Consider the following 11,188-nt stretch of genomic DNA (forward strand, 5'->3'; position numbering starts at 1 on the left):
TCTTTTCAGACTTTTGAGAGTTGTTTTGCGTGAGAGTTACTCATCGAGCAGCATCTTGATGATACATGCCGAACTCCAGCCGAAGTTAGGCGAATTGAGCGCTTCGCCGGTCAGCGGGTTGTAGTTCTCGTGGATAGGGCCGTCGGTGGTGAGTCCTTGGGCGTTGTTGATGAACTTCTCAGTCAGTATGTCGGCTTCCCGGTCGAAACCATAGTTGCGCAGGCCGGTGATACCGAAGTACACTTGGTCTACCCAGACCGGGCCGCGCCAGTAGCCGCGCACGGGACGCAGGCGAGGATGGCTGATGTCCAAGGTACCCAATGGAAGGGTGGAGTTGAACTTCTGCGGGTCCATCATCTTCTGCATCACCTGTTTGGCCTGTTCGGGAGTGGCGATGCCTGCCCAGAGTGGCAGCCAGCATTCGGCACCCATCACTTTGATGTGCTCGCCGGTATCGATACGGGTGTCGTAGAAGAATCCGGTTTCCTTGTCCCACATCTTTGTCTGTACGAACTCCTTGATGACTTTGGCTTCGGCATTAAGCTGTGCCGCCAGTTCGGGCTTGTTCAGGAGGGTTGCCATTTCGGCGAGGATGGTCTTGTCTACGTAGAGGAACGAGTTCAGGCAGATGTTCTCCTGGTTCATGGACCATGCCTTCTCGCTGTTTTTCTGCATCACGGCATCGTCAAAGCGTACGCCGTTGTCCATGCCGCTTTCCCAACAGGCAGCAATGAGAGTGCCGTCGGTGGAACCGTATTCGCAGATGCCGTTGTGATTGTGGTCACGCTCGGCATACCACCACTGATGGAACTTATAGAGCTTGTCGAACATTGTTTCGAGGAATTTCTTGTCGCCGGTAGCTTTATACACGTTCATGGCTCCCCAGGCGGCTACGGGCGGTTTGGCATCGCGCCAGTTATTGTATTTCTTGTTGTAGCTGATGAAGTCGGGTACCATGCCGTTGTCGGCTTGATAGTCGAAGAGGGTAATCATTTCGCTTTTGGCTATCTCCTCGTTGAAATGTACGTTGCCCGAAGCAATCTTCCAGGAGTCCCACGACCAGATGCCGTTGATGAATCCGTTGTACGACGGGTTGCTGCCGCCATGCAGGATGTCACCGGCAGGGGTGCGGTAGTTGCTGTTCAGGGTCATCATTGCTTTTACGAGTACCTTGCGGTATTTGTTGTCCTTGAGGTACTTGCTGTTTCCGCTCAGCAACGAAGCGATTTGTGCGTTCCATTGCTGTTCGTTTAGTTCAAAGCAATTGTCTATATTCAGCGTTGCTATGGCAGCCAGTTCTTTGGCTGTGTCTTCACCGCGCAGCGTCAGGGTTTGAGTCATCTCCGACTGATAAGTCTTGCCGGGTTCCAGGGTCATTTCACTTTTTTCTGTGACGTGCAGGCTATCGCTCCCCACAGCCTGAATCTTGTCTGCTGTGAGGAATCGGATTACCGTGTTCGTGGAATCTTTGGGGCGGATGAAAGAGAGACCTTTATCTATGCTGCTTACGACAGAGGTAGGCTCGTATACGCCTCCGTTCCAGTCGAAGCTGACCTTTACCGGTTTTTGGCTCATATTCTTCACGATTGAACGTATGGCTACGGAACGTGAGGTGAGGTAGCACAATTCGGTAGTGAAGTTTAAGTTCTCATCGTTGTATTCCTGTATCAGTTTGCCGGGGAGGTATCGGGTGGTCTGTACATTGTACACCATCCTATACTGTTCGCCGTTCACCCACAGCGTAGGTTCGGCGAGTCCGGCAGCTATCCATCCGCGTCCGGTCATGACCATAGGTCCCATGAAAGCACCGGCATGGCGACGGTTTTCGTTGTCGGGCAGTGAGTATGCCATCCAAGCACCTTTGTCGGCAAAGACGTAGGCATCCCAGTCTACGGCTCCGGCGGGAGTGTTCTTTATGTTGATAAGATTACAGAAGTCCGCTTGCTTGGATAAAAGCGGTTCTGAAGAAGTGGGAGCTTTGACGCACGAGGTCAGTATGCAGGCAACGATGCCAGTCAAAGCGATGTTTTTATTTGGATGTCTCATGGTAAATTAAGTATATGATGAAATGAAGTCTTGAAACAGAGAGTTCTATTAAAAGCAATCTCTATCGGATGGGATCCCGTTTCCGGCATTTCGCTTCCGATAGAGACTGAGTTGTAGGGTTATCGGTTATTTTGTGTAACCTTCGTTTTGCACCCAATCAGGATTCATCAGGAATTCTTTGTGAGGGATAGCGAGTCTGATATGCTTGGTCGATATGAAATTGCTTGCGAAAGGCTTTTCATGACTCTTAAGTGCGTCTTCCACAATGCCCCAACGGATGAGATCATACCAGCGTGAGCCTTCGAGGGCCAGTTCGCAAGGACGTTCCACATCCTGCAGGTGCTTCAGCACTTGTTCTTTACTTAGGGTGTCGGACAGTGGCGTTACGTGTACACGGTCACGTACTTTGTTGATGTATTTGATGGCTTCTTTAGAGTTTCCTTCATCGTTCAGACACTCGGCATAGAGCAACAGGATGTCCGCATAGCGGATGAGGGGGATGTTGAAACCGGAATAATCCCAGTAATCACCCAATGACTTGTCGTAAGTCACATATTTGCGCCAGTAGATATTGTCTTCTTGGTGGTAATCACTGAATCCTTTGCCGTCTTCGTAATAGAACGGACGGGATTTGGGATCGTCGAAAATGATAGTCTCATACAATCGGTCGCTGTATTCCCCATCTTCGGTGAGGTCTTTCTTCAGTGTATTGAATAACCATTTGGACGGATATGCTTCCTCGTATGCGCCACAGCCACTGTCGGGACCCAAGTGCAAGGTAAAGAGATTGTATTCGTAGTGCCCGCCTTCCAGACTTCCGGTGAACTGTACTTCAAGGATGGATTCCTTATTGTTCTCGTGTAGTCCGTTGAAGTTGTCGCCATAGTTCTCCATCAGTTCATATCTGTGACTGTCAATGACTTTCCAGAATTCTGTTTTGGCTTTGGCCTTTTCGCCGATGAACATATAGTATTTGCCTAAGAGTGCTGCGGCAGTATATTTAGTGACGCGTCCGGCCATGTTTGTATTCCATTTTTCGGGAAGGTTGGCTTGACATTCACTCAGTTCTGTCTCGATGAAAGTCTTCAGTCTGCCGGCTTCTACCTGAGGAGGATAGAATTCCTCTTCGGTACCTTCGAGTTCGTGCTCGAACATTGGTAGTCTTTCACCGAAGTTGATGAAGAGACGGTAGTAGTAGAAAGCTCTCAGAAAACGTGCCTCGGCAATACTGGTCGCTTTGGTCTGCTTGATGCCTTCGTCATCGTTGTCGGGCACATTGGGAATGTTGTCCAGACACTGGTTGCAATAGTTGATGCTGGTATAGAGGTTGGTCCATTCATCGTTGGGCACGTAGTTGGTCGATTCGTTGTTGTACATGGCCAGTTCCATCCAGGCGGTCACGTCGGGGCGGTAGTCCAGCTCGTCGCTGCGGTAGTTGTCTATCACAATGTAGCGTTCGAAAGGTTGCGCCCATTCGATGGTAGGCTGTAGTCCAGCGTAGGCTGCGGTAAGTCCTTTGAGGATGTCGGATTCGCTCTTCCAGAAGTTTTCGGGGTCCAGTGAGTTGGGGTTTCTGTCTTCATCCAGGAAATTTCCGGTACATGAAGAGAGTGCCAGGCCTCCTAAGACTGAGGCGCACAATAATATATTCTTTAATTTCATAATCATCTTTTTTAAAGTTTTGGTTCAATTAAAATCCGAATTTAATACCGGCCATGAAAGTGCGGCATAGAGGTGATGAAGCATAGTCGTAACCCATGCGGTCAATACCACCGTTGGTAGAGGGGTCATAGCCACTGTAACCGGTGATGGTAAAGATGCGTGTACCACCTACATAGAAACGGAGGTTGCTGATGCCCAACTTACCACAAACTGTAGCAGGCAGGTTGTAGCCCAATTGCAAGTTGTTCAGGCGGAAGAAGTCGCCTCGTTCGATGAAACGGTCGGAAGTGCGAGCATTCTTGTTCGGGTCGCCGTATACGGCACGTGGAATGTTGGTGTTGGGGTTCTCCGGAGTCCATGCTTTCAGTGCGTTTCTGCCATAGTTGAACTTGGTATCCATACGTTCCAATTGATATTTGGTATAGTTGTAACGGTCTACACCGAGGTCACCGTAGAAGTTGGCTACCAAATCGAAGTTTTTGTAATTCAGTGTTACGTTGAAGCCGATAGAGGCCTTGGGGCAACCGTTGCCCAGAAGCTTCTTGTCATCGCTGTCCAGCATGCCGTCACCGTTTTGGTCTACGAAGCGGAGGTCACCGGGTTCTGCGTTGGGCTGCATGGGAATCCAGTTGCCTTTGCTGTCCTTGCGTCCGTGTGATTCTTTCCAAAGTTTGGCTTCTGCTTCATTTTGGATGATGCCTGCGGTTTCGTAAGCCCAGAATTCACCGAAGTAACCACCCACGTAGGTACGTGAAGCACCATATTCGTACATATAGTTGGGGTCTGCCATTGATTTCAGTTTACTCTTGAAGTGGCTCAGGTTGAAGTCAAGGTCATACTTGAAGTCCTTACCTGCATTACCGTGGTAAATCAGTTGCATTTCCATACCGGTGGTGCGCAGTTCACCGTCGTTCACCGTCAGTGCACCGTAACCGGTAGACAGACTGATGTTCTTTTCGGAAAGCATGTCCTTGGTGTCCTTGATGTAACCTTCAATCGAGAATTCCAGTTTGTTGTTCCATAGGCTCATGTCCACACCGATGTTTTTGTAGAAGGTAGTTTCCCACTTGATGTTCCTTGAGGGGAGGCTACGTACTGCATATCCCTGGTTTACGACTTTGCCGTCGAAGGGGTAGTTGATGTTGTCGGCGTTGGAGTCCAATTTGGGAATGTAGAGATAGAGAGGTACCGATTGGTTACCGAGGGCGCCGTAGCTCATACGCAATTTGAAGGAGCTGACTGTTTCTTTCATATCTTCCCAGAAAGGTTCGTTGGCAATGTTCCAGCCTACTGATACAGAGGGGAAGAACCCCCACTGGTTACCGTCGGCAAAACGTGAAGAACCGTCATAGCGGAACGAGGCCATTAACATGTAGCGCATTTTCCAACTATAGTTCACACGGCCAAATACGGAACGCAAGCCGCTACGGGTCTTTTCACCTTGCACACCATAGTCTTTGCGTGCCTGGCCCAGAATGCCCATGTCGTTGTTCTCGAATTCGGAACCCGATGCACCCAATAGGTCGTAAGTGCTTTCTTCTTGTGAAGCTCCCAGCAGGAAGGCGAAGTCGTGACTGTCTTTGATGGTGAAGTTGTAGTTGGCAGTCAGTTCCAGCAGGTCGTTGACGCTTCTGGTGCGGGTCTGTGATAGTGAGGCGCTTTCGTTCCACTTCATGGCACCCAGTTCGTAAGTAGGTTTGAATACGCGGGTTTCGCGGAAAAGGAGGCTACGGCTTGCTTGTGCCTTGATTACCAGTCCCTTGATGGGCTCATATTGCAGATAGCCCGATCCTTTGATGTAATCTGTGGCGCGGGTGTTCTCAATCAGGTTATTATAACCTACCATGTTGGCAGCATCGCTCATGTTCATGCCGGGGATGGCACCACCGTATCCGCCGTCACAATTCTCGTCATACAGACGTGCGATAGGTTCCATGTTGGTCACTTGGTATATGCCGGGAAAACCTGAGTTGGCTTCCATTTCCGATTCCCAACGGCTGTAGTTTACTGATTCGCCCACTTTGAACTTGCCGCGTTTCATGTCTGAGTTTAAGCGGAAGCCATATTTCTCGTCACCCGTGCCGGTCACGATGGCTTCGTTTTTTGAATAGAATACGGACAAAGCTACGTTGGCATTCTCACTGCCACTAGTGTACCCCACATTGTATTTCTGTGTGAAGCCGTTGCGGTAGTATTCGTCCTGCCAATCGGTGTCGCCAAACTGTGTGGGGTCTTGCTCATAAGCCGCAATGTAAGCAGGCCAGTTTTTGGGGTTTTGACCGGCGTTTGTACGGGCCATCTTTGCCATGTGGATAAATTCTTCGGCATTGCAGACATCCAGTTTCTTGGCTATCTGATCCACTCCCCAATAAGCTGAGAACGTGATTTTGGGTTTGGATTTGGTACCACGGTAAGTCTCAATCAGGATAACGCCTGCGGCGGCGCGTGCTCCGTAAATAGCGGCGGTGGCAGCGTCTTTCAATACAGACATTGACTTGATGTCTTCGGGGTTCAGAAAACTCATATCACCCGGAACGCCATCGATAATTACCAACGGAGAGTTGTCTGTTCCATAAGTGGTTACACCGCGCACCTGCAGGCTGGGAGTGGAGCCGGCGGCACCGCTACCAAAGTTAACTATCAAACCGGGAGCCATACCCTGCAGGGCAGTTTCGGCATTAGCGGTAGGTATGTTGTTTAGTTTATCGCCCGATACGGAACTTACCGAACCGGAAACATCCGATTTCTTTTGTGTGCCATAACCGATAACGACTACTTCGTCCAGTAGTTCGGTGTCTTCTTTCAGCACCACTTTCAATTCCTTGCGACCATTGAGGGCGATTTCTTGTGGAGCATAGCCCACGTAAGAGATAATAATAGTGGCTTTTGGGGAAACGCTGAGGGTAAAGTTACCGTCGATGTCAGTGATTACTCCATTTGTTGTTCCTTTCTCTAATACACTGGCTCCGATGACAGATTCACCGGAAACATCGGTTACGGTACCGTTCAGCTGAATGTTCTGTGCCAATGCGCCCATAGGCAGCATAAAAGCAAAGAAGAGAAGTAGCTGAATGACTCTTTCTTTGTAGTAGTTACTTTTACTCATTTGAATAAGTTTTTAAGGTTAATACTATTGGTTTTTCACAATGCTAAATTAAGCTTCATAAACAGGAATTGCTAATGAATGTTATCTACAAGCAGACTACAAGAGAGGGATATTCTTTGTTTTATTATCTACAAATAGTTTTGTAAGTATTTGATAAATAGGAGTAAATGAGATATTCTATATCTACAAAACTATATCCACATAAACTTTTTCCGATTTACATTAATTATTGAGTTGCGCAAGTAAACGGTGATTAGATGAAGAAGGAAACCAACTCTTTTAGAAATATCAAGCAACTCAAGTTTCGCAGGTCTTTTATAATCATTGATAAACAGTAGTATCTCAACTCTCCTCCCCGGAGGAGAGTTGAGATACTACTGTTTATCAATGATGTCCCTTGCAGATGGTTTGCAGATGTTTTATCTGCAAGCCATCTGTAAAAGAGGAAGTCGAGTATAAGACGGATGACATTCATATCTTATCTCTTGCAAAATACGGATAACTTATTAGTTCATAGTGATGAACACTTTGTTTCTGCAGTACAAAACACTTCGTTCATGTAGTATAAAACGTTTTGTTTGCACAACATAAAACAAGGTGTTTATATAGTATGAAACAAAGTGTTCACTATAATGGAACAAAGTGTTCGCCCTAATGAAACACATTGTTCTACACGTCGAAACAAACCGTTCTGTGTGTTGAAACAAGCGGTTATATTGGGGGAAACAAAAAGAAAGCTGTCTTTTCCTGTCTTTTCCTGATTTCACTAGACACTTTTTTTCTTTATAAACGCCATTAGTAGACGGTTCTTTCATTTGCATACTGATACAGTAGTCCCTTCTTCCGGACTTGCGAGCCTATGCTTACTTGTTCGGTGTCTTGTTTTTATTGAGACAAAGTGAGGGCAAACTTTACTCTCACCTTTTAAAATTGTTCTCACTCACCTCTGAAAATCCGATGAACAAAGGATTTTAGATAAGCAGTGGTGGCGGTGAGGGCAGAAATGCAAAATAAATATTTTCAGCCTTGAACTGGGTTATATGTTCTGTAGATAGTCGGTCAAGTCTTCTTCGGAAGAAAGGTTGAGGGATTTGCGCAGGCGGTAACGGTTCATGTTGATGGTTTTAGGGGTAGTACCGGTCAACATGGATATTTCTTTGGTAGACAAATTTACCCTTAGCAGGGTGGCAAGATATTTCTCGCCTTGTGTCAGTTTGGGATGAATCGCTACCAGTCTTTGGAGGAATTCATTGCTTTTATCATCGATGTTTGTCAATAGGGCACTGTTGGTTTTGTCTCCGCTTTGGCTCTGGCTGATGAATGCGTTGATTTTCTTCAGGTGGGGCGTGATGGCTTGCGCGTCCATCTTATATCCTTCTTTCACCATTCCGCGTATTTTGTCCAGCAGTTCATTGCGGCTTTTCAGGAATACGGCGAAGCTGGTTGCCTCCTGCCGACTGGTAGCCAGTTCATTGTGTACATTTTGAAGTTCCAGCTCTTGCTGATGCATCTTCAGTTCGGCCACTTCTTTTTCGGACAGTTGCAATTGGTAGCGTGCTTCTATCAGTTGCAAATCTTTTCGGCGTTTATACCATTTATATAGAAAGATGCTGAAAGCTATTCCCAGAATAAGTACGCTGCCCAAAAGCCACAAATTGCGTTTCAGTAGCTCTATCTTGTAGGTTTGTTCCTGCATTTCAGTAGCATATTTTTGGTCTTGGTATCTTTTATAGGAAATTTCCTGCTCGATGTTGCGTAGCTTGTTGCTACTTTGCAGTTCCTTGCCCAGGTGGTACCTCTTGTTCAGATACTTATAGGCTTGGGCATAGTCACCTATAGCTGCATATACCATGGACGAATATTCGTAATTGTCGCAAATCAGTTCGCGGGCTCCGATGTTGTGGGCATACTCGTAGGCTTTATGCAAGGCTTCCAAGGCTTTGGAGTATTGCTTGTCATAGTAATACTGTTTCCCCATGTTGTTGTAGTTTTCGCCAAGAGACCATTGGGCATCCAGATTCTTGTTGATGGTGATGGCTTCCTGGATGAAAGAAAGTTTCTCTTCCGTATTTCCCCGGTACAGACAGAGGTTGTTCAGGTTGGTTGCAATCTCTTTCAGGTTTCGTTGGGCACGGTTGATGGCCAGCGCACGCTGGAAGAAACGCTCGGCAACGGTAAATTCACTCATGAAGTGGTGCATTACTCCACGTTCGTTATAGCATCCGGCCACAGAGGTGGAATCGCCGATGGATTTGAAGATGGAGGTTGCTTTGTCGTTCAGTTCAATGGCTTTGTTGTAATCGCCTAGTTTGCTGTATACACGCCCCATCAAGGAGCAGAGTTGTGCCATTTGTTTTTTGTTGGTGGGATGGATATATTTTTGGGTGTCATAAAGATTCTTGATACTTAGGTCGAAGTTCCCCAACAATTGTTCGGCTTGACAGTAGAGAATCATGGCTTGTGCGCGGACCTCACTGGGCTCATCTTCGGGAAACAAGGCAGAAGCCTGAGCTGCATAGTAGGAAGCTTGTTTGGGGTTGTTGTACAGGTATTTCTGTGCTTGGTCAATCAATTTCTGTGCTTGCTGCATGTCTTGAGCTTGCAGTGGGGCAGCTGCTGACAGAAGACATACGAGTAGTAGACATAGGTTTTTCTTCATGGCATCGTCTTGTTTCTGCAAATTTAATTAATTCTTCTTAGAAGTCCGGTTTCCCTCCAAAAAGATTTATCTTTGTGCCTCAAAGATAGCGATATATATGTTATTACCTTATTTGAATGAAGACTTGATAGAGGCGGGATGCGATGAGGCCGGTCGCGGCTGTCTGGCCGGTGCGGTCTATGCCGCTGCCGTTATTCTGCCAACGGACTTTAAGAATGAACTTTTGAACGACTCCAAGCAGCTGACGGAAAAACAACGCTATGCCTTGCGTGAAGTGATTGAGAAAGAGGCTCTGGCATGGGCGGTGGGCGTCGTCTCTCCCGAAGAAATTGACAAAATCAATATTCTTAATGCCTCCTTTCTTGCCATGCACCGTGCTGTTGACCAACTGAATGTCCGTCCGCAACATCTGCTGATAGACGGCAACCGCTTTAAAAAATATCGGGACTTGCCGCATACTACCGTAGTGAAAGGAGACGGGAAGTACCTTTCCATCGCTGCCGCCTCCATTTTGGCAAAGACCTATCGTGATGACTACATGAACCGCCTTCACGAGGAATATCCGTATTATGACTGGAATCGTAACAAGGGGTATCCCACCAAGAAACATCGTGCCGCCATTGCTGAGCGGGGTACTACACCCTATCATCGCTTGACGTTTAATCTCTTGGGGGATGGGCAGTTGTCGCTGAACTTCGGACAATGATGCTGTTTAGAACCACTTAATCCTTCTGAACCATACGAATGTCACTGCTGATAATATTGCCGACAAAAGTATGATGAAAATAAACGCGTGCGGAAAACTCTCCAGGTGGATGTCCACATTCATGCCGTAGAAACTGGCTATCAACGTGGGAATCATCAGTGTAATGCTGAGGCTTGTCATACGTTTCATGATGGCATTCACATTGTTGGAGATGATGGAGGCGAAGGCGTCCATGGTTCCCGTCAGAATATCACTGTAGATGTTCACGGTATTGTATGCCTGCTTCAACTCGATGACCACGTCTTCCAATAATTCCAAATCCAGATAATTGGTGTCCTGAAAGATGTTTTTCAGCCGTCCTATCATCACTTCATTGCCACGGATGGAAGTGTTGAAGTAGACCAGCGTCTTCTGCAGCTTCATCAGTTGCAGGAGGTCTTCGTTGCGGATGCTTTTCTCCAGCTCTTTTTCGGCGGTGGCCACGTCGTTGTTTATCTGTTTCAGATACTTCAGGAACCAGACGGCGGAAGAGTAGATGATTCGCAGAATCAAATCCAGTTTATTGTTGACGACTATGTTCTTCCGGCGTGTGTGCTGGATGAAGTCCGGTATCAGCTCCGTGTGGTGATAGCAGACAGAAACGATGATTCCGTCATTGGTGATAATGCCGATGGGCACGGTGATGAACGGCACGCCGCGTTGGTTGCTCTGCATCGGGATGCGGAGGATGGTCAGCAGCCAGTTGTCTTCTGTTTCCGTACGCGGGCGCTCGTCCACGTCGGCTATGTCTTCCAAGAATGATTCGGGAACTTTCAGCTCTTCGGTAAGGAATTTGAAATCATCGTTGTCCGGGCATTCTACGTTGACCCAGCAGTTGGGTTGCCATTCGGCCTTTTCAGTGAAGCCGTTTTCACTGTAGAGATACTTTCTCATTGTTTGCCTCCTTTCTAGTTGGAACAGAGGCATTGCAGTCAACGTCTCCGTTCGTTTTATTGGTGAATACTATTGC

At 47.3% G+C, this 11,188-nt stretch carries 6 protein-coding genes; 1 reads left to right on the plus strand and 5 read right to left on the minus strand.

Annotated elements, in window-relative coordinates:
* Positions 1-36: 36 nt before the first annotated feature.
* The 4 genes from DW947_RS12190 to DW947_RS12205 all read right to left on the minus strand — a co-directional run bounded on the left by DW947_RS12190 (position 37) and on the right by DW947_RS12205 (position 9,473).
* Positions 37-2,046: an MGH1-like glycoside hydrolase domain-containing protein gene (locus tag DW947_RS12190; RefSeq protein WP_044467897.1), complete on the minus strand. Its 2,010-nt coding sequence runs from the start codon at positions 2,044-2,046 to the stop codon at positions 37-39.
* 126 nt (positions 2,047-2,172) lie between these two features.
* Entirely contained in the window at positions 2,173-3,708 is a 1,536-nt protein-coding gene (locus DW947_RS12195) for a RagB/SusD family nutrient uptake outer membrane protein (protein ID WP_005834532.1), read from the minus strand.
* Positions 3,709-3,736: 28 nt separating this feature from the next.
* On the minus strand, positions 3,737-6,814 hold the full coding sequence (locus DW947_RS12200; RefSeq protein ID WP_005830477.1) for a SusC/RagA family TonB-linked outer membrane protein: 3,078 nt from the start codon (positions 6,812-6,814) through the stop codon (positions 3,737-3,739).
* A gap of 1,036 nt (positions 6,815-7,850) precedes the next feature.
* Complete coding sequence (locus tag DW947_RS12205) at positions 7,851-9,473, minus strand: tetratricopeptide repeat protein (protein WP_117963387.1); 1,623 nt, start codon at positions 9,471-9,473, stop codon at positions 7,851-7,853.
* Between the two features lie 97 nt (positions 9,474-9,570).
* Here DW947_RS12205 and DW947_RS12210 point away from each other — a divergent pair, with 97 nt between their 5' ends.
* The gene (locus DW947_RS12210) at positions 9,571-10,179 is read left to right on the plus strand and encodes a ribonuclease HII (RefSeq protein ID WP_044468435.1); all 609 of its coding nucleotides are present in this window, start codon (positions 9,571-9,573) and stop codon (positions 10,177-10,179) included.
* 6 nt (positions 10,180-10,185) lie between these two features.
* On the opposite strand, the gene DW947_RS12215 is transcribed toward DW947_RS12210, so the two are convergent.
* Positions 10,186-11,112: a magnesium transporter CorA family protein gene (locus DW947_RS12215; protein WP_005834540.1), complete on the minus strand. Its 927-nt coding sequence runs from the start codon at positions 11,110-11,112 to the stop codon at positions 10,186-10,188.
* Between the last annotated feature and the right edge of the window lie 76 nt (positions 11,113-11,188).

The organism is Bacteroides sp. AM44-19, assembly GCF_003603395.1.
Lineage (GTDB): Bacteria > Bacteroidota > Bacteroidia > Bacteroidales > Bacteroidaceae > Bacteroides > Bacteroides uniformis.

Coding starts and splice junctions, on each gene's coding strand:
- DW947_RS12215 (WP_005834540.1), bottom strand. CDS start 11,112: ATGAGAAAGTATCTCTACAGTGAAAACGGCTTCACTGAAAAGGCCGAA.
- DW947_RS12210 (WP_044468435.1), top strand. CDS start 9,571: ATGTTATTACCTTATTTGAATGAAGACTTGATAGAGGCGGGATGCGAT.
- DW947_RS12200 (WP_005830477.1), bottom strand. CDS start 6,814: ATGAGTAAAAGTAACTACTACAAAGAAAGAGTCATTCAGCTACTTCTC.
- DW947_RS12205 (WP_117963387.1), bottom strand. CDS start 9,473: ATGAAGAAAAACCTATGTCTACTACTCGTATGTCTTCTGTCAGCAGCT.
- DW947_RS12190 (WP_044467897.1), bottom strand. CDS start 2,046: ATGAGACATCCAAATAAAAACATCGCTTTGACTGGCATCGTTGCCTGC.
- DW947_RS12195 (WP_005834532.1), bottom strand. CDS start 3,708: ATGAAATTAAAGAATATATTATTGTGCGCCTCAGTCTTAGGAGGCCTG.